Consider the following 23,887-nt stretch of genomic DNA (forward strand, 5'->3'; position numbering starts at 1 on the left):
CCTTAGAAGCGATGCTGGATGCCGGCGATCAGGCCGCGCTGCGTATCGCCGAAACCGGCGTCGTCGCGCGACAGGCTGACCAGCTGATTGTGCTTGGCCTTGGCATACGCGCCGGCCACATACAGGTCGGTGCGCTTGGACAGGGCATAGCGCACGCGCGCCACGTACATGATCGGATCCGCATCGAGGTTGGCGGCCACGTTTTTCACATCCTGGTAGTAGATCACGCCCGTCAGGGTGATCACCGGCGTGGTCTTGTAGCTGACGCCGCCCCAGTACAGGGTGCCGCGCACGTCGGCCTTGCCGGCTGCCGCCGGATCGAGCTTGTAGTCGCGCGCCGCCGCCTGCACTTTCCACGGGCCGTCGTCATACATGGCGCCCAGGTGGTACACGGTGGTCTTGTCGCGCGCGCCGCCGGCGATGGTGTTGCCGTTCACCTGTTCATATGTAGCCAGCAGGCTGACAGGACCCGTCTTGTAGGTGACGGCCGTGGACAGCTTGGCGCTGTCCGAGTTGCCCGTCGACTGCTCGCCGAAGCCGTACGATGCGCCGTAGCCGAAGCCGCCCGTCTTGCCCGAGTACTTGACCATGTTGTCGAAGGCCGTCGTCATGCCGTATTTGCTCGGGCCCGTCGCGTTGGCCGAAGTGGCCCACGAGTAGAACGGCGCATAGGCCATCGGATCGAATGGCAGCACGAAGTCATACACGGTGGTAAACGAGCGCCCCAGCACGACGCGGCCAAACGCGCCTTGCAGGCCCACGTTGGCCTGGCGCTTGAACAGCGCGCCATCGGCGGCGCCCGTGTCGACCAGAATGCCGCCTTCCAGATTGAAGACGGCCTTCAGGCCGCCACCCAGGTCTTCGCTGCCCAGGATGCCCCAGCGCGACGTGTTCATGCCGCCGGAGCTCACTTGCGTCATCGTGCTTTTGTTCGGACCGGCGTTGCTGGTGTTGCTGATGCCGGCGTCCAGGCGGCCGTACAGGGTGACGTTCGACTGGGCGTGGGCGCTGCCGGCTGCGGCGAGTAGCGCCATGGCGGCCAGCGAGAATGCATTTTTCTTCATGTAACGTGTCTCCCTTAGATATAGTTATTGGTGATATGCCTGATCCATTTCATGAATCAGGATCACACTATATGAGCGCGATCCTTTCAATTCGCTTTCAGACTGACAGGTGTCGTCCGCCAGCCACAAGGGACATCAACATATTCATCGCCTCCCCTGCCGGCAGGCTTACACTGCACTCATTCAAACGAATGGCGGAGACCATGCGCATATTATTAGTGGAAGACCATCTGGAGCTGTCGCACTGGCTGGCAAAGGCCCTGCGCGACGCGCACCTGACGGTGGAGACCGCCCATAACGGCGCCGATGCCGACGCCCTGCTGCATACGCAGGAATATTCTTTGGTGCTGCTCGACCTGACCCTGCCGAAGATGGACGGCCTGGACGTGCTGCGCCGCCTGCGCGCGCGCGGCGGCACGCGCGGCAAGACTCCTGTCATGATACTCACGGCGCGCGGCGGCCTCGATGAAAAAGTGCAGGGCCTGAACCTGGGCGCGGACGACTACCTGGCCAAGCCGTTCGAGCTGGCCGAACTGGAAGCGCGCGTAAAAGCCCTGCTGCGCCGCAGCCAGGGCAACGAGGCCCTCGTGCACGCGTGCGGCGCCCTCAGTTTCGACACGGTCACGCGCATGTTCAGCTATGCCGGCGCCCCTTTTCCCCTGACGCCGCGCGAACACGCCGTGCTCGAAGCGCTGATCACCCGTTCGGGGCGCGCCGTGTCGAAGGAAAAGCTGTTCGACGAAGTCTTCGCGCTGGCCGACGACGCCAACCTGGACGCCATCGAACTGTATATCCACCGCGTGCGCAAGAAACTCGAAAACGGCGTGGACAGCGGCTCGCCCGACGGCGCCGTCATCACCACCCTGCGCGGCATCGGCTACCTGCTGCAGCCGCGCAGCGCGATGGCGCCGGCCGCGCCAAAATGAGCGCGCACGCCCCACGCCTGCCCGTGCTCGAGCGCCTGCGCCGGCGCCGGGCGCAGGGCCGGCCGCTGGGCAGCCTGCGCAGCCAGCTGCTGCGCTGGCTGCTCATCCCGCTGGTGATGCTGGTGCTGCTCGATGCCGTCTTTGTCTACCGCAACGCGCTCGACGCGGCCGACATGGCCTACGACCGCTCCTTGCTGGCGTCAACGCGGGCGCTGGCCGAAAGAGTCTCCATCGTCGGCGGCAAGGTCGTGGCCGAAGTGCCCTACGTGGCGCTCGACAGCTTCGAAACCGACACCCTGGGCCGCATCTACTACAAGGTCACCGGCATCAATGGCGAACTGGTCTCGGGCTATGGCGACTTGCCTCCCGTGCCGAAAAACGTGCCCCGTTCGCAGAATTATCCGGCCCTGGTGCGCTTCTACCATGCCGACTACCACGGCAAGCCGATCCGCATCGCCGCCCTGCTGCAACCCGTGTATGACGACTCGATGCGCGGCATCGCCCTGATCCAGGTGGCCGAGACGCTGGACGCGCGGCGCGGCCTGTCGAACCAGATCCTGTTCGATACCCTGAGCTGGCAGGCGGCGATGATACTGGTGATGGGCGCCCTCGTGTGGTTTGCCGTGCGCCTGGTGCTGCGCCCGCTGATGCGCTTGAAAACGGAAGTCGAGACGCGCACCCTGTCCGACCTGTCCGACGTCGATCCCACGCTGGTGCACAAGGAAATGCGCCCGCTGGTCAGTGCCATGAACGGCGCCATGTCGCGCCTGCAGCAGCTGATCGCCAGCCAGCGCCGCTTCATCGCCGACGCCTCGCACCAGCTGCGCACGCCGTTGACGGTGCTGAAAACCCAGGCCGAACTGGCCATGCGCGAGTGCGACCGCCAGGCGGGCGCGCCGCCGGACATCGCCGCCCTGCGCGACATCGTGCGCTCGATCGCCGCCACCACCGATTCGACCGTGCTGCTGGCCAACCGCCTCCTGACCCTGGCGCGCATCGAGCATGGCGGCGAGAATCTGGCGATGGACACCGTATCCTTGCGCGACGTGGCGCAGCAGGTAGGACTGGAAATGGCCATCGCTGCCGTCGGCAAGCATATCGACCTGTCGCTGGAAGCGCCCGACGAAGCGCCCGTGCATGGCCAGGCCCTGCTGCTGCATGAACTGGTGGCGAATCTGGTGGACAACGCCCTGCGCTACACGCCGCAGGGCGGCAGCGTGATCCTGCGCGTGCGCGCGGCACAGGCAGGAAACGGACATGGCGCCGTGCTGGAGGTGGAGGATAGCGGCAAGGGCATTCCTCCGGCCGAACGCGAGCGCGTGTTGACGCCGTTCTACCGCGTCGGCGCGGCGCTCGAGAGCAACCCGGGCGGCGCCGGCTTGGGCCTGGCCATCGTGCGCGACATCGCGGCCCTGCACGGCGCGCGCCTGGAACTGGCGACGGCGGCGAATGGGCATGGATTGAAAGTCGGCGTGTATTTCGCCGCAGCGCCAGTCGATGCTAAGATCGCGCCCTGAGATTTTAAGGAAGGCCCACCGCCATGATGACCAAAGAAGATGTGACCGAACTGTTTGCCAATATCGCCGAGAACGCGCCATGGGACCTGTCCCAGCCGCTGCTGTGGGGCTATTACTTCACCAACCCCACTTCCGAGCCGCTGGAGCAGGCCGCCACCCTGCTGGCGCTGCAGGGCTACCGTCCGGTGGAACTGTACCAGCCGGAACTCGACGATCCGGCGGCACCGCCCGTGTGGGTGCTGCACGTGGAAAAGGCGGAAGTGCACAGCGTCGACAGCCTGCACGCGCGCAATGGCGAACTGATGACATTTGCCCAGGAAAACCAGCTGGCCAGCTACGACGGCATGGACGTGGGCCCGGTCGGCGCCCCCGAAGTGCCGCAGCATTAAGACAATCATCGGATGAAAAAACGGCGCCCGCGGGCGCCGTTCTGCATGGATCGCTGAAAACGCTCAGCTGAGGTTTTCCAGGCGGATCTTGGTGACCGTGCCCACCACGCTGTTGAGGGCTTCCATCTTCTCGATGGCGGCCGTGACGTTCTTTTCCTGCGTCTGGTGCGTCAGCATGATGATGTCCGTGTGCGTCTCGCCCTCGGCCGGCTCTTTCTGCAGCATGGCGTCGATCGAGATGCCGCGCTCGGCCAGGATGCGCGTCAGGTCGGCCAGCACGCCCGGCTGGTCGGCCACGTGCATGCGCAGGTAGTAGCTGGTGGTGATTTCCGACATCGGCAAGATCGCGATATCGGTCATCGCGTTCGGCTGGAACGCCAGGTGCGGCACGCGGTGTTCCGGGTCGGCCGTGGCCAGGCGCGTGATGTCGACCAGGTCGGCGATCACCGACGAGGCGGTCGGCTCGGCGCCCGCGCCGCGGCCCGAGTACAGGCTGGCGCCGACGGCGTCGCCATGCACCAGCACCGCGTTCATGGCACCTTCCACGTTGGCGATCAGGCGCTTGGCCGGGATCAGGGTCGGATGCACGCGCAGCTCGATGCCTTCCACGCCATTGACGGTGGCGCGCTTGGTGATGCCCAGCAGCTTGATGCGGTAGCCCAGCTGCTCGGCGTAGCGGATGTCGATGGCATTGAGGTTGCTGATGCCTTCCACGTAGGCCTTGTCGAACTGCACCGGGATGCCGAAGGCGATGGCCGACATGATGGTGGCCTTGTGCGCGGCGTCGACACCTTCGATGTCGAAGGTGGGATCGGCTTCCGCATAGCCCAGTTCCTGCGCCTGTTTCAGCACGGTGGCGAAATCGAGGCCCTTGTCGCGCATTTCGGACAGGATGAAATTGGTGGTGCCGTTGATGATGCCGGCGATCCATTCGATGCGGTTGGCCGTCAAGCCTTCGCGCAGCGCCTTGATGATGGGGATGCCGCCGGCGACGGCCGCTTCGAAGGCCACCATCACGCCCTTGTCCTGGGCGGCGGCGAAGATTTCGTTGCCGTGCACGGCCAGCAGGGCCTTGTTGGCCGTGACCACGTGCTTGCCGTTGGCAATGGCCTGCATCACCAGGGTTTTCGACAGGTCGTAGCCGCCGATCAGTTCGACGACGATGTCGATCTCGGGATCGTTGACGATCAGCATCGGGTCGTTGACGACCTTGCAGCCGCCGGCGACCAGCGCCTCGGCGCGCGCCACGTCGCGCACGGCGACGGCGACCACTTCAATGCCGCGGCCCGCGCGGCGCTTGATTTCTTCCTGGTTGCGTTTCAGGACGCTGAACGTGCCGTAACCGACATTGCCCAGGCCCAGCAGGCCGATCTTGATGGATTTCATAGTTGTGCTTGACTGCTCATTAAGTGGCGCCCCCTTGGGCGGCGCCAGGTTGATCGGTATTGCTATTGACTGCTTCAGCCCCGGGCATGACGCTTGCGGTAGCCTTCGAGGAAGCGCGCAATGCGCCCCATGGCCTCGGTCAGGTCATCGGAGTTGGGCAGGAAGACGACGCGGAAATGGTCGGGCGCGATCCAGTTGAAGCCCGTGCCCTGCACGATCAGGACCTTGGCCTCGGCCAGTAATTCATAGGCAAACTGCTGGTCGTCGGCGATCGGATAGATCTCCGGGTCCAGGCGCGGGAACATGTACAGCGCCGCCTTCGGCTTGACACAGGTGACGCCCGGAATATCGGTCAGCAGCTTGTGCGCCAGGTCGCGCTGTTTCAACAGGCGCCCGCCGGGCCCCACCAGGTCTTGTATGCTCTGGTAGCCGCCTAACGCCGTCTGGATGGCAAACTGCCCCGGCGCGTTGGCGCATAGCCGCATCGAGGCCAGCATGTTGAGGCCTTCGATGTAATCTTTTGCGTGGCGCTTTTCGCCCGAGACCACCATCCAGCCGGAACGGTAGCCGCAGGAGCGGTAATTTTTCGACAGGCCATTCATGGTGATGAACAGCACGTCGTCGGCCAACGAGGCGATCGACACGTGCTCGGCTTCGTCGTACAGCACCTTGTCGTAGATCTCGTCGGCGAAAATGATCAATTGATGCTGGCGCGCCAGTTCGACGATCTGCAGCAGCACGGAAACCGGGTACAGCGCGCCGGTGGGATTGTTCGGGTTGATGACGACGATGGCGCGGGTATTGGGCGTGATCTTGCGGCGCATGTCCTCGATGTCGGGATACCATTCGTTGCCCTCGTCGCACACATAATGCACGGGATTGCCGCCCGACAGGCTGACGGCGGCCGTCCACAGCGGGTAGTCGGGCGCCGGCACCAGCACTTCGTCGCCGCTGTTGAGCAAGGCGTTCATTGCCATGACGATCAGTTCGGAAGCGCCATTGCCCAGGTAAATGTCATCGATGGTCACGCCGGCGATATTCTTGCCCTGCGTGTAGTGCATGACGGCCTTGCGCGGCGCGAACATGCCTTTCGAATCCGTATAGCCGGCCGCGTTCTGCAGATTGAGCATCATGTCGCGCACGATCTCGTCGGGCGGATCGAAGCCGAATACGGCCAGGTTGCCGATATTGAGCTTGGTGATCTTGTGGCCTTCTTCTTCCATTTGCCTGGATTTTTCCAGGACCGGGCCGCGGATGTCGTAGCAAACGTCCGCCAATTTATTCGATTTCTGAATCGGTCGCAAAATAAATCCCTGTCGTGATGCGGCGCGGTGACCAGAACTTGCAGCGTGGTCGCCGCGCCAGAACTATGAACCCGTGAAACTGCGATACGAAAGACTGCAAGGCGAAAACAACCATTCTCGCCGAAAACAGGCCATTTTATCAAATTAAACATGGCGAACCCCAGCATTTGACGCCGATTCTGCCACGCTGACGCATCCGCTTGACAATTGGCCGGGCGCCATCTTCATCTTCCCTTAATATTGCAGCATTACCATGGCGCAGGCAGGCATTTCCACTGTGGCCCTGAACATTGCAATTTGGAAAGGATGTTGCTTTTCAGTCGCTCTTTTCTGTCATTTATGGCATGCTTACGCCCTTGGCCGCGGCACGCAAAGTGGCCGCGCGCGCACCGATCAACCGACACGACCAGCCCCCCCGATATCGCCATGAAACTCCACGCCAGCAGCACCCAACAATACCAGACTGTCACCGGCTATGACGAAAACGGCGTCGAGATCAATGCCCAGCCGTACAACTATAGCCTGATCGTCATGCCGGAAATGCCGCCACGGGTGTGGGAGGTGGACAGTTTCGAACAATTGAACGAGGCGCATTTCGCGCAAATCCTGGCCGATGCGCCCGATGTGGTCATCCTCGGCACGGGCGAGCGCCAGCGCTTCGTGCACCCGAAACTGACGGCCGCGCTGACCATGCGCCGCATCGGCGTCGAATGCATGGATAGCCAGGCTGCCTGCCGCACCTACAATATCCTCATGGGCGAAGGCCGCAAAGTCACCCTGGCCCTGATCCTGGCCCCGGCAGCAGGCAAGGCCGCATGAAAATCAATATCAACGAGCTGCACTCGTCGCGGGTGCTGATGTGGTCCCTGCTGGGCATCTTCATCGTCGTCACCCTGTATGCGCTCGGTGTGCGCACCCTGGTGCCGCCCGACGAAGGCCGCTACGCGGAGATGGCGCGCGAAATGTTCGTCACGGGCGACTGGATCACCACGCGCCTGAACGGCATCAAGTACTTTGAAAAGCCGCCGCTGCAAACCTGGATGAATGCGCTGACCTTCGCCGCCTTCGGCCTGGGCGAGTGGCAGGCACGCCTGTGGACGGGCCTGTGCGGCATCATCGGCGTGTGCATGACGGCCTACGCGGGCAAGAAGGTCTTCGGTCCGCGCGTGGGCCTGTATGCGGGCCTGGTGCTGGCGTCGAGCCTGTTCTGGCTCGCTTCCGGCCAGATCAATTCGCTGGACATGGGCCTGTCGGGCATGATGACCCTCACCCTGGGCAGCCTGCTCATCGCCCAGCGCGACGACGCCACGGCAACTGAGCGGCGCAACTGGATGCTCGCTTGCTGGGCCGCCATGGCGCTGGCCGTGCTGGCCAAGGGCCTGATCGGCATCGTGCTGCCGGGCGCCGTGCTGGTGCTGTATTCGCTGTGCGCGCGCGACTGGCGCATCTGGACGCGGCTGCACCTGGTCAAGGGCTTGCTGGTGTTCTTTGCCATCGCCACGCCGTGGTTCGTGCTGGTCGCCCTGCGCAATCCAGAACAGCCGCATTTCTTCTTTATCCACGAGCATTTCCAGCGTTTCCTGATGAAGGGCCACAAGCGCGAAGGCGCCTGGTACTACTTCCTGGTGCTGCTCATTCCCGGCATGCTGCCATGGATAGGCGTGCTGCCGCAAAGCCTGGCCGCCGCCTTCCAGCGCCAGGAAGGCGCCTTCCAGCCCCGCTTGATGCTGCTGGTCTGGGCCGTCTTCATTTTCTTCTTCTTCAGCTATTCGACCTCGAAACTGCCTGGCTATATCGTGCCCATCTTCCCGGCGCTGGCATTGCTGGTGGGGCTGTATCTGGAATCGGCCTCGCGCCGCCAGCGCATGCTGGCCGCCGGCCTGCTGTGCGTGCTGGGCGCAGCCATCCTGATCGGCGGACCGATCGCGTTTGGCAAGGCCAGCGCGCGCGACGCGGACGCCTTGATCGCCCTCAAGGGCTACCAGCCATGGCTGATGGCGGCCGGATTCTTCGCCCTGGCCGGCGGCGCCCTGGCCTTGCTGCATGCGCGCCAGCTGCGCCGCGACATGACCGTGCTGACCATCGCCGGCGCCGGCTTCCTGGCCACGCACTGCATCCTCGCCGGCTCCGAACTGTATGGCCAGAACCGTGCAGGCACCGACATGCTGCCGCAGATCCAGGCCGAATTGACGGCCGATACCAAGCTCTATTCCGTCGGCATCTATGAACAGTCGCTGACGTATTACCTGCAGCGGCCCGTGATCCTCGTCGATTACTGGGATGAATTCACGTTTGGCCTGAAACAGCAGCCCGAACTTTCCATGCCGAGCATCGAGCCTTTCATCACGCAGTGGACCAACGATGCCAACGCCGGCGTGCACGACATGGCCATTATCAGCCTGAACCGTTACAAGGAATTGCAGGAGCGTGGCGTGCCCATGCGTGTCATCGCCAAGGATGCGCGCCGCATGGTCATTGCCAACAAATAAATGTCTAAAGGGGCGCGAGGCGGCACGGATCGCGCCCCCCCTGGCCAGCCTGCCCGCCTCCCGCAGCAGCAGGATTTTCACCGCTGAAGGGGCTGCGGCACCGTGCAAACGATATAAAATAGCCATGCCTGCCGGCGGCTTTTGAGCGCACTGGCAGCCTCGGCGACCCCGAACCACCGATACATCACGACCCAAGAACCACGCCCCATGACCTCTACCCTGCCCTTTTTGCCATTTTCCAAACCCACCATCGATGAAGCGACCATCGCCGCCGTCGGCGAGGTGCTGCGCTCGGGCTGGATCACCAGCGGCCCGAAAGTGCAGGCCTTCGAAGCCCAGCTGTCCGAGTATTTCGGCGGGCGTCCCGTGCGCACCTTCAATTCGGGCACGTGCACCATGGAAATCGCGCTGCGCATCGCCGGCATCGGCCCCGGCGACGAAGTCATCACCACGCCCGTGTCGTGGGTAGCGACGGCCAACGTCATCATCGAAGTGGGCGCCACGCCCGTGTTTGCCGACATCGACCCCGTCACGCGGAATATCGACCTCGACAAGCTGGAAGCGGCCATCACCGCGCGTACGAAAGCCATCATCCCCGTCTACCTGTCCGGCTTGCCCGTCGACATGGACCGCCTGTACGCGATTGCTGACAAGTACAATCTGCGGGTCGTGGAAGACGCGGCGCAAGCGTTCGGCTCCACCTGGAAGGGCAAGCGCATCGGCGCGTTCGGCGACTTCGTCTCGTTCAGCTTCCAGGCCAACAAGAACATCACCACGGGCGAAGGCGGCTGCCTCGTCCTCAACAACCTGGAAGAAGCAAAGCTGGCCGAGAAATACCGGCTGCAGGGCGTCACGCGCAGCGGCGTCGATGGCATCGACGTCGACGTGCTGGGCGGCAAATACAACATGAGCGACATCATGGCCGCCATCGGCCTGGGGCAGTTCGCCAATATCGACGCCATCACGGCCCACCGCCGCGCGCTGGCACGCCACTATTTCGCGCAATTCGGCAGCGACTTCGAAGCGCAGAGCGGCGCCCAGCTGCCCGTGCAGGACTTCGAGAACAGCAACTGGCATTTATTCCAGATCATCCTGCCCGACAACGGCCCCGGCACGCGCGCCGCCTTCATGCAGCAAATGGCGCAGCAAAACGTGGGAACGGGCTATCATTACGCACCGATCCACCTGTTTACCATGTACCGCGAACGCGGCTTTACCGAGGGCATGTTCCCCATCTCGGAAAAGGTCGGCCGCCTGACCGTGACCTTGCCGATGTTCTACGCCATGACGACACAGGACGTGGAACGCGCCGTCGCCACCGTCAAATCCATTCTCATCAAATGAGCAGCGCGCCGATGAAACCTGAACTGTCTATTATCATTCCGATCTACAACGAGCAGGATGGCCTGGCCAGCCTGTTCGCCCGCCTGTATCCGGCCCTCGATGCCCTGCAGACAAGCTACGAGATCATCTTCGTCAACGATGGCAGCCGCGACAATTCGGTGGCCATCCTGGCGGAACAGTTCCGCCAGCGCCCCGACGTCACGCGCGTGGTCTTGTTCAACGGTAATTATGGCCAGCACATGGCCATCCTGGCCGGCTTTGAAGCCTCGCGCGGGCAGATCATGGTCACGCTCGATGCCGACCTGCAGAACCCGCCCGAAGAAATCGGCAACCTGGTGGCAAAGATGCGCGAAGGCTACGATTACGTGGGCTCGATCCGGCGCAAGCGGCAAGATTCCGCCTGGCGCACCCTGGCGTCGAAGATGATGAACCGGTTGCGCGAGCGCATTACCAACATCAAGATCACGGACCAGGGCAACATGCTGCGCGCCTATGGCCGCAATGTGATCGACCTGGTCAACCAGTGCGCCGAAGTCAACACCTTCGTGCCTGCCCTGGCCTACACGTTCGCCCGCAAGCCCACGGAAATAACCGTCGAGCACGAGGAACGCTCGGCCGGCGAGTCGAAATACTCACTGTACAGCCTGATCCGCCTCAATTTCGACCTGGTCACGGGCTTTTCGCTGATTCCCCTGCAAATCTTTTCGATGCTGGGCATGCTGCTGTCCTTCAGTTCCGCCGTGCTGGTGATCTACCTGCTGGCGCGCCGCTTCCTGTTCGGCGCCGAGGCGCAAGGCGTGTTCACCCTGTTCGCCATCGCCTTCTTCCTGATGGGCGTGATCCTGTTCGGCATCGGCCTGGTGGGCGAATACGTGGGACGCATCTTCCAGCAAGTGCGCGCCCGTCCCCGCTACGTGGTGCAAACCATCTTGCAGGACGGCATGGTCCAGGCGGAAGCCGAGGCGCCATCGTACGTGCGCCTGGAAAAGCGCCAGGTGGGCCGCTGATGGGCGCCCCACGCGCCGTCGTCTTCGGCTACCACAATGTGGGCGTGCGCTGCATCAAGGTGCTGCTGGCCGGCGGCGTCGATATCGCCCTCGTCGTCACGCACGAAGACAGCCCCACGGAAAACCTGTGGTTCGAATCCGTCGCCAGCCTGTGCCAGGCCGAAGGCATCCCCTGCATCACGCCTTCGGATGCGCGCGCGCCCGAGCTGCTGGCGCAGGTGCAGGCGGCGGCACCTGACATGCTGTTCAGCTTTTACTACCGCCACATGCTGCCCGCCAGCATCCTGGAAGTCGCCCCCGCCTACAATATGCACGGCTCGCTGCTGCCGCAATTCCGTGGCCGCGCGCCCGTCAACTGGGCCGTGCTGCATGGCGCCACGCAAACGGGCGCCACCCTGCATGAAATGACGGTCAAGCCCGATGCCGGCGCCATCGTGGCGCAAACGGCCGTGCCCATCCTGCCCGACGACACGGCCTTCGAAGTGTTCGGCAAGGTCACCGTGGCGGCGGAACAAACCTTGTGGAACGTGCTGCCGGCCTTGCTGGACGGCACGGCGCCGCGCCAGCTCAACGATTTGCGCCAGGGCGGCTACTTTGGCGGGCGCAAGCCGGAAGACGGCCGCATCGACTGGAAGTTACCGGCGCAGCAGGTCTACAACCTGCACCGGGCCGTCGCGCCGCCCTATCCCGGCGCCTTCACCGAAATCAACGATATCATTTACACCATCGAAAAAGCCCGTCTGAGCAAGCATTCCGCAGGAAGTTTGCCAGCGGGCTTGGCGGTAGTGGATAATTGTATCTTTGGCGTCTGCGGAGACGGCCGCATGCTGGCCATTTCCGCGCTGAGGGCTGCCGGGGAGCCGATTTCGGCTCAGCAATTGCAAGCAAGTCTGACCACCCGCGTCAGCACACACTGATATCACTCAAGAGAATCTCACATGAAAAAAGTCCTCATCTTAGGCGTCAACGGCTTCATCGGCCACCACCTGTCCAAGCGCATCCTGGAAACCACCGACTGGCATGTCTACGGCATGGACATGAACAGGGACCGCATCACGGAATTGCTGGAAGATGACAACTACAAGTCGCGCATGCACTTCTTTGAAGGCGACATCACGATCAACAAGGAATGGGTCGAGTACCACGTCAAGAAATGCGACGTGATCCTGCCCCTGGTCGCCATCGCCACGCCATCGACCTACGTCAAGCAGCCGCTGCGCGTGTTCGAACTGGACTTCGAAGCCAACCTGCCCATCGTCCGCTCGGCCGCCAAGTACGGCAAGCACCTGGTCTTCCCGTCGACCTCGGAAGTGTATGGCATGTGCCACGACGAGGAATTCGACCCGGAAAACTCGGAACTGATCTGCGGCCCGATCAACAAGCCGCGCTGGATCTATTCGAACGCCAAGCAACTGATGGACCGCGTGATCTGGGGCTACGGCATGGAAGGCTTGAACTTCACCCTGTTCCGTCCCTTCAACTGGATCGGCGCCGGCCTGGACTCGATCCACACGCCGAAAGAAGGTTCTTCGCGGGTGGTGACGCAATTCTTCGGCCACATCGTGCGCGGCGAGAACATCTCGCTGGTCGACGGCGGCGCGCAGAAACGCGCGTTCACCTACATCGACGACGGCATCGATGCGCTGATGCGCATCATCGCCAACAAGAACGGCATCGCCAGCGGCAAGATCTACAACATTGGCAATCCGACCAATAACTATTCGATCCGCGACCTGGCCGGCATGATGCTGACCCTGGCCGCCGAGTACCCGGAGTACGCCGAAGGCGCGAAACACGTGAATATCGTGGAAACGACCTCGGGCGCCTACTACGGCGCCGGCTACCAGGACGTGCAAAACCGCGTGCCGAAAATCACGAATACCTGCGAAGAGCTGGGTTGGGCGCCGACCACCACCATGGCCGATTCCCTGCGCAATATTTTCGACGCCTACCGCAGCCAGGTAGCCCAAGCCAAAGCCCTGATGGATTAATGTTGAGCAAGCCGTTCCTGACCCTGAAAATCGACGTCGATACCTATCGCGGCACCCGTGAAGGCATGGGCAATCTGGTGCGCATGCTGGCCGCGCACGAGGCCAAGGCCACCTTTCTGTTCTCGCTGGGCCCCGACCATACGGGCTGGGCCTTGCGGCGCGCCTTGCGGCCCGGCTTTTTCAGCAAGGTGTCGCGCACCTCGGTGGTCGAGCACTACGGCTTGAAAACATTGATGTATGGCACCTTGCTGCCGGGACCCGATATCGGCAAGCTGTGCGCGGCGCAATTGCGCGCCGTGCGCGATGCCGGTTTCGAGTGCGGCATCCACACCTGGGATCACACCCTGTGGCAAGACAATGTAGCCAAGCGCAACGCCGCCTGGACCATCAACATGATGCGCAAGGCTGCCAATCGCTACGAACAGGTGTTTGGCACCAAGCCGCACACGCACGGCGCGGCCGGCTGGCAAATGAATGTCAGCGCCTTTGCCGAGCACGACACGGCTGGCTACCGCTTTGCCTCCGATGGCCGCGCCATGCTCGACGCGCGCGGCGCCATGGTGCATCCTGGCAATGGTCCGCATCGCGTGCGCAACGGCAACACCATCTTGCAATGCGTACAATTGCCCACCACCCTGCCCACCCTGGATGAATTGCTGGGCTGCGAAATCGACGGCAAACTGATCACGACCAGCAATGTTGCCACGCATATATTGTCGCTGACGGCAGACAATCCGCGCGACCACGTATATACCTTGCATGCGGAACTTGAAGGACAGAAACTCGCCCCCATTTTCGAACAACTGCTGGCTGGCTGGAAAGCCCAGGGCTACCAGTTTGCAGCGATGGGCGATTATTATGAAAAGATAAAAAATACGGACTTGCCCGTTTGCCCCATCACCTGGGATGAGTTGCCCGGGCGTTCGGGACGCCTGATTGTGCAGGGCAAAGCGGCCTGAATGCTGTATTGTTGCACCTGGATGCGTTGCCAGATTAAAAACCAGCGCTGATGATCACCGTTCAGGAGAGAACCTGTGGCTGATAGCCAATCCCTCGTTAGCATACCCGACTTTAGCGCCGCCATGACCAGCGGCAAGACCTTTCAATTGCTGGGCCGCCCGGCCAAGGCTACGGTGCTGTTTTTCTATCCGAAGGACAACACTCCTGGCTGCACCACGGAAAACATCGCGTTTCGCGATGCGCATGCGCAATTCGTCGCTGCCGGCGTGGAAATCTACGGCATCAGCCGCGATTCCCTGCGCTCGCACGAAAGTTTCAAAGCCAAGCTGGAGCTGCCATTCGAGCTCATTTCCGACCCGGACGAAGCCGTTTGTCTGCTGTTTAACGTCATGAAGATGAAACAGATGTACGGCAAGACGGTCCGTGGCGTCGAGCGCAGTACGTTTGTGATTGACGCCCAGGGCCGATTGGTGAAAGAATGGAGAGGCGTGAAGGTCGCAACTCACGTGGAAGAAGTGCTGGAATTCGTAGCGCATCTGAATTGATCGTCCAATTTGATCCAATGCGCGTTGTCGGCTTCCAGCGAGCCTGGTTCAACCGCAGTTCAGTTCACGGTACCTATCGCCATTTTGAGTCAACGAAGCGCCTCCATCCACTCCGCCAGGCGGGCCTGTAGCCCGCCGATGGCGTCCATGACCGGCCATGCTGCCGGCCTTCCGGCAGTTACTCGTCCTGTAGCATTGTTGTTCCCTCGCATCCACCCCATGAGAAGTGCCGCCAGAAGCTGGCTGCCCATGGGCGATTCATTCCAGAAATTTTTTGATTGAGATCCTGATGCCACTGCCAAAATTACCGAGCAAGCCAGCCACCATCCTGGCCACCCAAGATTACCCAACCGCAGGCGCAGCGCGCCCGGCCACGAAAACCCCGGCAGCCAAGAAAGTGGCTGCACCGATCATTGAAGCGGCGATCGCCGAAGTTGCCAAGCCGGTCCGCAATGCGGCCACGAAGATCAAGCAAGTGGCGGCCCTGATGGTCGCCAAGCCAGCGCCAGCGCCGGTTGCTGCCGCGCCTGCCGCCGCTGCTGCGCCTGCGGCAAAAGCCAAGCCGGCGGCGAAAGGCAAGGTCACGCCGATCAAGCAAGTTGAGCAGCCACATCCGGCCAAGCACAAGCCTGTCGAAGTCCAGCTCAAGTCGTCCGCCAGCCGCGCCGCCGACCAGCGCGGCATCAGCAAGCTGTTCGTGCTCGACACCAACGTGCTGATGCACGATCCATCGTCGCTGTTCCGCTTCGAGGAACACGATGTGTACCTGCCGATGATGACCCTGGAAGAGCTGGACAACCATAAAAAAGGCATGACGGAAGTGGCGCGCAATGCGCGCCAGGTCTCGCGCACGCTCGACGCCCTGATCAGCAACACGGATGACGACGCCATCGAACACGGCATCCTGCTGTCCAAGCTGGGCAACAAGGATGCCAAGGGCCGCCTGTTCTTCCAGACGCGTTTGCAAAGCGCCGACCTGCCGGCTGGCTTGCCAGTGGGCAAGGCCGACAACCAGATCCTCGCCGTCGTGCGCTCGCTCGAATCGGAGCAGGAAGGCCGCCCCGTGGTGCTGGTGTCGAAAGACATCAACATGCGCATCAAGGCGCGCGCCCTGGGCTTGCCGGCCGAAGATTACTTCAACGACCATGTGCTGGAAGACACGGACTTGCTGTACTCGGGCATCGTGCAATTGCCGGACGACTTCTGGAACAAGCACGGCAAGGACATGGAATCGTGGCAGGAAAGCAAAAACGGCTACAGCTCGACGTTCTACCGCGTGACGGGCCCGTTCATCCCCTCGTTGCTGGTCAACCAGTTCATCTACCTGGAACCGAAAAACGGCGAAACGCCATTCTACGGCCAGGTGAAACAGATCAACGGCAAGACGGCCGTGCTGCAAACGCTGCGCGACTTCAGCCACACGAAGAACAATGTGTGGGGCGTGACGGCACGCAACCGCGAGCAGAACTTCGCGCTGAACTTGCTGATGAATCCGGAATGCGACTTCGTCACCCTGCTGGGCCAGGCCGGTACCGGCAAGACCCTGCTGGCCCTGGCCGCCGGCCTGGCGCAAGTGCTGGAAACCAAGCTCTACAATGAAATCATCGTGACCCGCGTGACGGTGCCGGTCGGCGAAGACATCGGTTTCCTGCCAGGCACGGAAGAAGAAAAAATGTCGCCATGGATGGGCGCCTTCGACGACAACCTGGAAGTGCTGAACAAGTCCGACTCCGATGGCGGCGAATGGGGCCGTGCGGCAACGCAAGACCTGATTCGCTCGCGCATCAAGATCAAGTCGCTCAACTTCATGCGCGGCCGCACGTTCGTGAACAAGTTCCTGATCATCGATGAAGCGCAAAACTTGACGCCGAAGCAAGTCAAGACCCTGGTCACGCGCGCCGGTCCCGGCACGAAGATCCTGTGCCTGGGCAACATCGCGCAGATCGACACGCCGTACCTGACGGAAGGCTCGAGCGGCCTGACCTACGTGGTTGACCGCTTCAAGGGCTGGACCCACAGCGGCCACGTCACCCTGGCCCGCGGCGAGCGCTCGCGCCTGGCCGACCACGCCAGCGAAGTGCTGTAAGTCATAACGGGCGGCGCGAGCTGCCCAGTCATTCAAGAGCCCCGGCTGCAGCGATGCAGGCGGGGCTTTTTTCATGTGTGCGACTTTTCTCTATGGCATGTTCTAATACCGCTCTCTTTCTTCAGGACACCCTATCCGATGCCTTCCGCCCTGCAGGTGCTGCTCTGCCTTATCCTCTTCATGTTCATCCACATTTCCGTCATGGCCGTGTGCGCCCATGCCTTTGGCATCACCGTGCGCAGCGTCAACTATGGCGTGGGACCGACCTTGCTGACGCTGGGAAAAGTAAAGGTCAGGCTGCTGCCCCTGGCCGGCAATGTGGCGCTGAAAGATACGCGCGAGGAAACGCTGTATGACGACGACCCCTGCCTTGACGCCTATAACTTCCAGCCGCTGTGGAAGCAATTCGTGTTACCGCTGAGCGGCGTGGCCGTGTTGCTGGCCTTGTCGCTGGGCATCATGGGAGCCTCGGGCTGGGACAGCTTTGTCGCTGCCTTCGGGCAAATCATCCGCGGTGCGCTGGCCCCGCTGTCGGCGGCACAGGAACTGCTGGGCAATGGAGAAACGTTTGCCCGTACACATGGCTTTGCGCTGGTGTTCGCCCTGTTCTCGTTGAAACTGTGCGCCTTCAACCTGCTGCCGTTTGCCGGATTGAATGGCGGACAGGCGCTGCTGGCCATCGCGCGCGGCGGCAAGCCGTACGTGGCGTGGGAAGCGACGGCAGCAAAATGGCTGTTGCTGCCGGGGCTGGCGATCTTGCTGGCGTGGGCGGCGGCGCTGGCCGTGTATTGCTGGCGCGCGCCGGGCCTGTAATCGCACAGTCCCCACCAGCTACAGCCTGGTATAGCCTAGAAATTCACCTTCAGGCTCAACAGAGCTTCGCGTTCCGCGCCACGAAAGATGCCGCCAAAGTATTTTTTGTCGAATACATTGCCGATATTCAGGGCCAGGCGGTAACGCGCCGTTTCGTAGGCCACGGCGATATCGGCCAGGGTGTACGGATCATTCATGTACAGCACATTGGCCGCGCCATTGTAGGGCGAACTGCCACGGTAGCGCAGGCCGCCGGCGAGCATCAGGCCAGGCACGGCCATGGGCCGGTAGTCGAGCCAGACGCTGGCCGCATGGCGTGTCGTCTGCAGGGTCTGGCGGCCGATTTCGTAGGCGTGATTGCTCTTCGTCGTGCGCGGGTCAAGGTAGGTGTAGCCGGCCAGCACGCTCAGCTCGGGCAAGGGCTTGAACGTGCCTTCCAGTTCCACGCCCGTCGAACGCACCTCGCCCGTCTGTATCGACGAACGCGGGTGCAGCGGGTCTGGCGTGGTGACATTCGTTTGCGTCAGATCAAACAATGCAGCCGTCAGCATGGTCGAGGTGCCGGCAGGCTGGTACTTGATACCCAGTTCCACCTGCTTGCCCTTGCGTGGCTGAAAAGCCTTGCCGTCAAAGTCGCGCCCCGTGGCCGGGTCGAACGAGGTGGCATAGCTGGCATAGGGTGCCACGCCATTACCGAACAGATACAGCACGCCGGCACTGCCCATGGTGGCATTGTCGTCGATGCGCGTCGTCGCCGAATTGACCTGCGTGCTGCGCGCACGGTCGTGGCGCAGGCTGGCGTTCGCCACCCATGCGCCCAGCTTGAACTGGTTCAGCGCATAGATGCCCGTCTGCTTGAGGTCAGTATCCGTATAGTCGAGTTCAGGCGCGGCGATCGCCTGATGGTAGACCGGCGCATGGATATCCAGGTTCGGCACGTCCCAGCCGAAACCCAGGCCGTCATTTTCCTTGTATTTCAGGTAGTCGATACCCGCCACGAAACGGTATTCGATCTCACCCCAGCGAAAGTCCTTTTGCGCGCGGCTGTCGACCGTCCAGGTCTTGCCGTCCACTTTTTCCGCCAGGCTGCCGCGCGTGGCCGTGCGCGTGTCCGCCAGCAAAGCCATGGCGTAGATATGCTGGTAATCGACCTTGATGGTGGCATAACGCAAGTTTTGCGTCAGCTTCCAGCCATTCCCTGTTGCATGCTCGAACAGATAGCCAAGGGCGCGCGTATCGCGGTCGAAATAATCGAAGGACGGATCGCCCGCCGTGCGGCTGACGGGCAAGTCCTTGATGTGCGGATGGACAAACAGACTGGGCCACCATGGTTTCGGCGTGCCCCGTTCTTGCGAATACGTGCCCAGCACGGTCAGGCGGGTGCGCGCCGAGATGTCCCAGCGCAGCGAGGGCGAGATGGAAACGCGGTCGTTCTTCGACTCGAGCGGACGGTCGTCGGCATCGCGGCCCGTCAGCGTGACGCGGTACAGCACGTCATCGCTGCCCGCGACAGCGCCGCCCAGGTCGGCATTGACCTGATAGCGGTGATAGCGTCCCGCGGAAAACCCCACGCTATTGACGTGGTCTGCACCCGGCAGCTTGGACGTGACATTGATCATGCCGCCCGGGCGGCCCTGGCCGTAGAAGACGGATGCGGGCCCCTTGATGACTTCGATGCTGTCGAGGTCTTCCATCTCGCTGTTCCAGGAACCATAGCTGCCCGCCGACAGCAGCTTCAAGCCATCCTGGTAGTACGAGCTGCCATCGCTGAAGCCGCGGATGGTGGCGCCCGACATGCGCACGTCGGCGCCCGTCACGTCCGTCAGCACGCCCGCCGTATAGGCCAGCGCCTGTTCGATGCTTTTCGGTGCCTGCGTCTTGATCTGTTCACGCGTGACGACGGAAATGGCGCGCGGCGTCTCGAGCAATGGCGTGCCCAGCTTGGTGGCGGCCACGCTGACGGGCACATAGCCGCGCGACAGCGTGCCTTCGCCCGCCTCAACCGCTGCCATGACGGAAATCACTGGCATGACGGCCTCGGGCGCCGTGCCGGCGCTGGCCTCGGCAGGCGCGGCGCGCAGCACGTAGCTGCCCACCTCCAGTTCGACTGCCTGCAAGCCCGTGCCCGCCAACAAGGCGGCCAGGGCAGCCTGCGGCGTGTACTCACCTTGCAGGCCGGCCGTGCGCTTGCCGCTGGCCTGTTCGGGCGTGTAGCTGAGCAAGACATTCGCGGCGCTGGCAAGGCTGCGCAGCGCGGGCGCCAGCGAACCGGCAGGGATGCTGTAGGTCAGGCGCGTAGCGCCTGTCTGCTGGACAGGGGCAGCTTGCGCCTGCGCCAGGGTTGGCATGCCGGCGTACAGCGCCAGGCTGCACAAGGCCAGCGACACGGCACGGGCGATGGGAAGGATTTGCGGTGTGGAAATATAGTGGCGCTGCTTGCGACGAACGGACATGGTGTAAAGCCTCTCAATGGACTGCTGAAATGATTCCCCTACTTAGCAGGTGCCTTGAGAATGCGAATCGGTCAGGCCAGACACGAAAAAATAATGCCTGCCGGCAGTATTGACTGGCCGGCAGGCATGCGCTGTACTGCGGCGATCAGTTCACGCGTTTGGCCGGCATATCCTGCCCCTCCTGGCGCAACACCAGTTGTTGCGTCTTGCCATCGGCATCCTTGCTGAAACGTACTTCCGCATCGACTTCATTCGAAAAGAAAGCCGTATCACTCATCGGCAGCATGGCCAGCTTGCGGAAACCCGTCACCTGGGCAAAGAACTTGTCGCCTTCGCGCGTCACTTCCAGATAGACTTCAGGCGCCAGCGCATACCTGCCCACGTAGGCATCGAATTGCGCCGTCGTCATGGCGACCACCGTACGCGCCGGCTTGGCGGTGCTGGCGCGCTCGTGCACCGATTTCGATTCGCCGCCGTCATTGAGGACCAGCTGCGCCTCGCCCTTCGGTCCCCGCTCGAATTCGGCTGTGGTGAGCGTATTTTCAATCAGGAAGCCATTTGGCGAGTACGCCAGCATGCGCTGCGCGGGGCGGCCCGTGCGTTGCAACAGCAAGTTGCCCTCGAAGTTGCGGATTGTATAGCCGGCCTTGTCGTTGATGGCATACACGCCCGCGTACGCATCGAGGATGGCGGGCTTGAGCGTGATGACCTTGATCTCGGGATATGGCCGGCCGACGGCGATGGCAGCCGCCTTGCGGGCGACCACGGCGGGATCGACCAGGCCCGTGTCCGAGTTTTCCAGCACGGCCACATAGACTTTTTCCTCCGGCAAGCGCATTGCATATGTGGCAAAACCATTAATGCCACCGCTATGGTGAATGACGGGGGTGTTTTGCCAGCTTCCCACCTTCCAGCCCAAGCCGGAACGGGTCGCCCTGCCGTCGCTCAGCTTGGCCTGCGTGAACGCCTGCTGCCAGGTGGAAGCCTTGAGCAACTTGCCGTCGGAGATGGCCGCGTCCCAGCGCGCCAGGTCGTCCACGGTGGAAACGAGCGCGCCGGCCGCATACGGCTGCGTCATGCTCAAGGGCAGGTTCGGCACATAGGTCTCGCCCGAACGGATATGCCCGGCCGCGCGCTTGGCCGGCCGGCGCTCGTGGCCTTCATAGGCCGTGTCGTTCATGCCCAGCGGCACGAATATCTGCTGCTCCACAAACGTGGCATACGGCTGGCCCGCAGCCTTTTCGATGATGGCGCCCAACAGGAAATAGCCGGAGCTGCTGTAGCGCCACTGCGTGCCCGGCTCAAAGTCGGGCGGATCGTTCTTGAAGAAATCGATCATCTGCGCCACGCTCAAGTCTTTCGTGCTGTTTGGCACAAATTCCGGCTTCCTTGTGTAGTCGTGGATGCCGGACGTATGCGCGAGCAGCTGTTCGATCGTGATTTTCTTGCCATGCGTCGGATAGTCGGGCAGGAATGTCGTGATGTCATCGGTGATGGCCAGCTTGCCCTGGTCGGCCAGCAGCAGAATGGCGACGGCCGTGAATTGCTTGGAAATGGAGCCCAGGCGCAACGACATGTCCGGCGTCAGCGGCGTGCCTTCCCACACGCTGGCCAGGCCATACGCTTTGCGCAGCAGCGGCTGGCCATCCTTGACGACGAGGACGACGGCGCCCGGTTCCGTGGCCTTGTAATACGGAGCGATGCTGGCATCGATCTGCGCCGCCAACGCTTGCTGCCGCTGGCTTAGTGGAGCGGGTTCGCCGGCCCAGCCGGCAGGGGCTTGTAACAGGATCAAGGTGGCGAGACAGATGCTGGAGACTTTAAACATGCAGATCACTTTCACAGGAAGGATAAACAAGCTTGGTCGCTCCCTTGGCGGCGGCTATCGGGATGACATATTTTGCTCAAGGAAATATTTCCAAATAGCTCATTCAGCCTAACAGAGACGACCTGAATAATTCTACCCATTTGTCACATGAATAATGCATGCTGGCCAACGCTTTGTATTCCGGAAAAGGCATGATGTCATATGCACTCAAATTACAAATGAAATATTCATTCATAAAATGAATAGCTGCCATTCTCACTGTGAATTGGCTGGAAGCGAAACGGCGGCCTATACTCAAGCCGTCTCCCCAACTCTGCTTCCCATGCACACCCAGCTCAGCCCGCATACGTCGCGGGCTTTTTGTTCCCGGCCATTGCCACTTCGTCCTTCCATCATTGCAGATCACCGGGCGCGCGTTTCACCGCCAGCCCAGTCCCCGACAGGGAGCGCAGCATGATCGTGCGCGAGCGTCCATCGGCGCTACGGCTGTTCCTCGTGGTGCGCGGCTCCGTCCTGCCGCGCATCCGTACCACGCTCATCGTCAATACCCTGATCGCCACCCTCGTCACCTGGTGCCACGGCACCCTGTTCGATCACAAGGTCATCCTCACCACCATCCCGTTTACCCTGATCGGCTTGCCGCTGGCCATCTTCCTGGGTTTCCGCAACACGGCTGCCTACGACCGCTACTGGGAAGCGCGCAAGCTGTGGGGCGAACTGGTCTTGCGCAGCCGTAATTTCTCGCGCCAGTGCCAGACGATGATACGCAGCGACACGCCGGCCCACGCGAGGCTGGGCCTGGCCGATGTGCGCGTGCGCATGATTTACCGCACCATCGCCTTTTGCCACGCGCTACGCCACCAGTTGCGCGACACGCGCGGGCCGGCCGACCTGCAGCCGCTGCTGCGCCCGGCCGAATGGGAGGCGGCCTGCAAGGCGGCGAACCCGTCCGACTACCTGATGCTGCAGATGGGCCACGACCTGGCCGACTGCGTCCGGCAAGGCCGCATCGACAGCATCCTCGCCACGCAAATCGACAACACGGTGTCGGCCATGGTAGCGGCGGGCGCCTCGTGCGAACGCATCCGCAGCACGCCGATCCCCTTCTCGTACTCGCTGCTGCTGCACCGCACGGCCTATCTGTACTGTTTCCTGCTGCCCTTCGGCCTAGTCGACTCGCTCGGCTTCATGACGCCGTTCGTCGTCGCCATCGTCGCCTACACCTTCTTTGGCCTCGATGCGCTGGGCGACGAGATCGAGGAACCGTTCGGCGAAGACGCCAACGATCTGCCCCTGTCGGCCATGTGCCGCGCCATCGAAATCAGCTTGCGCGAATCCGTGCAGGATGAGAACGTGCCACCGCCCATGCAAGCTGACGATTTTCTGCTGAATTGATCCGCACGCCAGCGTTCCCCCTTGACCTTACCATCGGGGGAAGGCTTACAGTGGAAGCACTTAATCATTCAAGGAGTGCTTCATGTATCAGTTACAAGTTGAAAACATGAGCTGCGGCCATTGCGTCGGCTCGGTCACGAAAGCGGTGCAAGGCGTCGATCCGCAAGCCCAGGTGCAGATCGACCTGGCCAGCAAGCGCGTCACGGTGGAATCGCCCGCCGAACTGGGCGCCATCAGCGCGGCCATCGTCGAGGCCGGTTATCCCGTCACCAGCGCGCAGTAACAGCGTTAGCAGTAAGCAGACAGCCGGCCCTTGCGCCGGCTGTTTTTTTTATGGCTCTGTCCTCGGCAAATAGGGGAAATGCCGGAATCTTCCCTTGGCAGCGCTGT

At 62.2% G+C, this 23,887-nt stretch carries 20 protein-coding genes; 15 read left to right on the plus strand and 5 right to left on the minus strand.

What is annotated here, in order from left to right; all coding sequences use genetic code 11:
* Positions 1-2: 2 nt before the first annotated feature.
* Positions 3-1,064, minus strand: a complete 1,062-nt coding sequence (locus tag AC54AF_RS19755; RefSeq protein ID WP_496637891.1) for a porin — start codon at positions 1,062-1,064, stop codon at positions 3-5.
* 203 nt (positions 1,065-1,267) lie between these two features.
* Here AC54AF_RS19755 and AC54AF_RS19760 point away from each other — a divergent pair, with 203 nt between their 5' ends.
* The 3 genes from AC54AF_RS19760 to AC54AF_RS19770 are packed head-to-tail and all read left to right on the plus strand — an operon-like array spanning position 1,268 to position 3,896.
* Positions 1,268-1,990: a response regulator gene (locus tag AC54AF_RS19760; protein ID WP_131688569.1), complete on the plus strand. Its 723-nt coding sequence runs from the start codon at positions 1,268-1,270 to the stop codon at positions 1,988-1,990.
* The gene (locus AC54AF_RS19765) at positions 1,987-3,507 is read left to right on the plus strand and encodes a sensor histidine kinase N-terminal domain-containing protein (RefSeq protein WP_496637892.1); all 1,521 of its coding nucleotides are present in this window, start codon (positions 1,987-1,989) and stop codon (positions 3,505-3,507) included. Before AC54AF_RS19760 ends, AC54AF_RS19765 begins: the two co-directional genes overlap by 4 nt.
* A 23-nt stretch (positions 3,508-3,530) precedes the next feature.
* Entirely contained in the window at positions 3,531-3,896 is a 366-nt protein-coding gene (locus AC54AF_RS19770; protein ID WP_131688567.1) for a ribonuclease E inhibitor RraB, read from the plus strand.
* Positions 3,897-3,959: 63 nt separating this feature from the next.
* On the opposite strand, the gene AC54AF_RS19775 is transcribed toward AC54AF_RS19770, so the two are convergent.
* Both AC54AF_RS19775 and AC54AF_RS19780 read right to left on the minus strand, forming a co-directional pair.
* The gene (locus AC54AF_RS19775) at positions 3,960-5,282 is read right to left on the minus strand and encodes a homoserine dehydrogenase (RefSeq protein WP_131688566.1); all 1,323 of its coding nucleotides are present in this window, start codon (positions 5,280-5,282) and stop codon (positions 3,960-3,962) included.
* A 74-nt stretch (positions 5,283-5,356) separates the two neighbouring features.
* On the minus strand, positions 5,357-6,586 hold the full coding sequence (locus tag AC54AF_RS19780) for an aminotransferase class I/II-fold pyridoxal phosphate-dependent enzyme (protein WP_131688565.1): 1,230 nt from the start codon (positions 6,584-6,586) through the stop codon (positions 5,357-5,359).
* A gap of 426 nt (positions 6,587-7,012) precedes the next feature.
* On the opposite strand from AC54AF_RS19780, the gene AC54AF_RS19785 reads away from it, so the two are divergent.
* The 10 genes from AC54AF_RS19785 to AC54AF_RS19830 all read left to right on the plus strand — a co-directional run bounded on the left by AC54AF_RS19785 (position 7,013) and on the right by AC54AF_RS19830 (position 17,821).
* The gene (locus AC54AF_RS19785) at positions 7,013-7,405 is read left to right on the plus strand and encodes an Mth938-like domain-containing protein (protein ID WP_496637893.1); all 393 of its coding nucleotides are present in this window, start codon (positions 7,013-7,015) and stop codon (positions 7,403-7,405) included.
* Positions 7,402-9,075: a glycosyltransferase family 39 protein gene (locus tag AC54AF_RS19790; RefSeq protein WP_496637894.1), complete on the plus strand. Its 1,674-nt coding sequence runs from the start codon at positions 7,402-7,404 to the stop codon at positions 9,073-9,075. The genes AC54AF_RS19785 and AC54AF_RS19790 overlap by 4 nt, the downstream gene beginning before the upstream one ends.
* Positions 9,076-9,282: 207 nt before the next feature.
* Positions 9,283-10,419 (plus strand): aminotransferase class I/II-fold pyridoxal phosphate-dependent enzyme, encoded by a 1,137-nt coding sequence (locus AC54AF_RS19795; RefSeq protein ID WP_131688563.1) that lies wholly within the window; start codon positions 9,283-9,285, stop codon positions 10,417-10,419.
* Positions 10,420-10,430: 11 nt separating this feature from the next.
* Positions 10,431-11,426, plus strand: a complete 996-nt coding sequence (locus AC54AF_RS19800; protein WP_131688562.1) for a glycosyltransferase — start codon at positions 10,431-10,433, stop codon at positions 11,424-11,426.
* Positions 11,426-12,343: a formyltransferase gene (locus AC54AF_RS19805; protein ID WP_496637895.1), complete on the plus strand. Its 918-nt coding sequence runs from the start codon at positions 11,426-11,428 to the stop codon at positions 12,341-12,343. The genes AC54AF_RS19800 and AC54AF_RS19805 overlap by 1 nt, the downstream gene beginning before the upstream one ends.
* A gap of 21 nt (positions 12,344-12,364) precedes the next feature.
* The gene (locus AC54AF_RS19810) at positions 12,365-13,417 is read left to right on the plus strand and encodes a bifunctional UDP-4-keto-pentose/UDP-xylose synthase (protein WP_496637896.1); all 1,053 of its coding nucleotides are present in this window, start codon (positions 12,365-12,367) and stop codon (positions 13,415-13,417) included.
* A complete protein-coding gene (locus tag AC54AF_RS19815) occupies positions 13,417-14,376 on the plus strand; it encodes a polysaccharide deacetylase family protein (RefSeq protein WP_496637897.1) in 960 nt (319 codons plus the stop codon). Before AC54AF_RS19810 ends, AC54AF_RS19815 begins: the two co-directional genes overlap by 1 nt.
* A gap of 75 nt (positions 14,377-14,451) precedes the next feature.
* A complete protein-coding gene (locus AC54AF_RS19820) occupies positions 14,452-14,922 on the plus strand; it encodes a peroxiredoxin (protein ID WP_496637898.1) in 471 nt (156 codons plus the stop codon).
* A 289-nt stretch (positions 14,923-15,211) separates the two neighbouring features.
* Entirely contained in the window at positions 15,212-17,008 is a 1,797-nt protein-coding gene (locus tag AC54AF_RS19825; protein ID WP_496637899.1) for a PhoH family protein, read from the plus strand.
* A 138-nt stretch (positions 17,009-17,146) separates the two neighbouring features.
* Entirely contained in the window at positions 17,147-17,821 is a 675-nt protein-coding gene (locus AC54AF_RS19830; RefSeq protein ID WP_496637900.1) for a site-2 protease family protein, read from the plus strand.
* 35 nt (positions 17,822-17,856) lie between these two features.
* On the opposite strand, the gene AC54AF_RS19835 is transcribed toward AC54AF_RS19830, so the two are convergent.
* Both AC54AF_RS19835 and AC54AF_RS19840 read right to left on the minus strand, forming a co-directional pair.
* Positions 17,857-20,274 carry a TonB-dependent siderophore receptor gene (locus AC54AF_RS19835; protein WP_496637901.1) on the minus strand — a complete coding sequence of 806 codons (2,418 nt, stop codon included), beginning with the start codon at positions 20,272-20,274 and terminating at the stop codon, positions 17,857-17,859.
* A 145-nt stretch (positions 20,275-20,419) separates the two neighbouring features.
* Positions 20,420-22,102, minus strand: a complete 1,683-nt coding sequence (locus AC54AF_RS19840) for a serine hydrolase (RefSeq protein ID WP_496637902.1) — start codon at positions 22,100-22,102, stop codon at positions 20,420-20,422.
* 453 nt (positions 22,103-22,555) lie between these two features.
* Between AC54AF_RS19840 and AC54AF_RS19845 the strand changes: the two genes are divergently transcribed.
* Positions 22,556-23,497, plus strand: a complete 942-nt coding sequence (locus AC54AF_RS19845; protein ID WP_131690143.1) for a bestrophin family ion channel — start codon at positions 22,556-22,558, stop codon at positions 23,495-23,497.
* An 82-nt stretch (positions 23,498-23,579) separates the two neighbouring features.
* The gene (locus tag AC54AF_RS19850) at positions 23,580-23,780 is read left to right on the plus strand and encodes a heavy-metal-associated domain-containing protein (protein ID WP_077407505.1); all 201 of its coding nucleotides are present in this window, start codon (positions 23,580-23,582) and stop codon (positions 23,778-23,780) included.
* Positions 23,781-23,887 lie beyond the last annotated feature (107 nt).

It is taken from the genome of Janthinobacterium sp. JF4, from assembly GCF_059617925.1.

Excerpts from the sequence above, each read along its gene's own strand:
- AC54AF_RS19760 (WP_131688569.1), top strand. The coding sequence starts at position 1,268 with ATGCGCATATTATTAGTGGAAGACCATCTGGAGCTGTCGCACTGGCTG.
- AC54AF_RS19850 (WP_077407505.1), top strand. The coding sequence starts at position 23,580 with ATGTATCAGTTACAAGTTGAAAACATGAGCTGCGGCCATTGCGTCGGC.
- AC54AF_RS19770 (WP_131688567.1), top strand. The coding sequence starts at position 3,531 with ATGATGACCAAAGAAGATGTGACCGAACTGTTTGCCAATATCGCCGAG.
- AC54AF_RS19795 (WP_131688563.1), top strand. The coding sequence starts at position 9,283 with ATGACCTCTACCCTGCCCTTTTTGCCATTTTCCAAACCCACCATCGAT.
- AC54AF_RS19840 (WP_496637902.1), bottom strand. The coding sequence starts at position 22,102 with ATGTTTAAAGTCTCCAGCATCTGTCTCGCCACCTTGATCCTGTTACAA.
- AC54AF_RS19790 (WP_496637894.1), top strand. The coding sequence starts at position 7,402 with ATGAAAATCAATATCAACGAGCTGCACTCGTCGCGGGTGCTGATGTGG.
- AC54AF_RS19755 (WP_496637891.1), bottom strand. The coding sequence starts at position 1,064 with ATGAAGAAAAATGCATTCTCGCTGGCCGCCATGGCGCTACTCGCCGCA.
- AC54AF_RS19800 (WP_131688562.1), top strand. The coding sequence starts at position 10,431 with ATGAAACCTGAACTGTCTATTATCATTCCGATCTACAACGAGCAGGAT.
- AC54AF_RS19825 (WP_496637899.1), top strand. The coding sequence starts at position 15,212 with ATGCCACTGCCAAAATTACCGAGCAAGCCAGCCACCATCCTGGCCACC.
- AC54AF_RS19785 (WP_496637893.1), top strand. The coding sequence starts at position 7,013 with ATGAAACTCCACGCCAGCAGCACCCAACAATACCAGACTGTCACCGGC.
- AC54AF_RS19815 (WP_496637897.1), top strand. The coding sequence starts at position 13,417 with ATGTTGAGCAAGCCGTTCCTGACCCTGAAAATCGACGTCGATACCTAT.
- AC54AF_RS19810 (WP_496637896.1), top strand. The coding sequence starts at position 12,365 with ATGAAAAAAGTCCTCATCTTAGGCGTCAACGGCTTCATCGGCCACCAC.
- AC54AF_RS19765 (WP_496637892.1), top strand. The coding sequence starts at position 1,987 with ATGAGCGCGCACGCCCCACGCCTGCCCGTGCTCGAGCGCCTGCGCCGG.
- AC54AF_RS19835 (WP_496637901.1), bottom strand. The coding sequence starts at position 20,274 with ATGTCCGTTCGTCGCAAGCAGCGCCACTATATTTCCACACCGCAAATC.
- AC54AF_RS19805 (WP_496637895.1), top strand. The coding sequence starts at position 11,426 with ATGGGCGCCCCACGCGCCGTCGTCTTCGGCTACCACAATGTGGGCGTG.
- AC54AF_RS19830 (WP_496637900.1), top strand. The coding sequence starts at position 17,147 with ATGCCTTCCGCCCTGCAGGTGCTGCTCTGCCTTATCCTCTTCATGTTC.
- AC54AF_RS19845 (WP_131690143.1), top strand. The coding sequence starts at position 22,556 with ATGATCGTGCGCGAGCGTCCATCGGCGCTACGGCTGTTCCTCGTGGTG.
- AC54AF_RS19775 (WP_131688566.1), bottom strand. The coding sequence starts at position 5,282 with ATGAAATCCATCAAGATCGGCCTGCTGGGCCTGGGCAATGTCGGTTAC.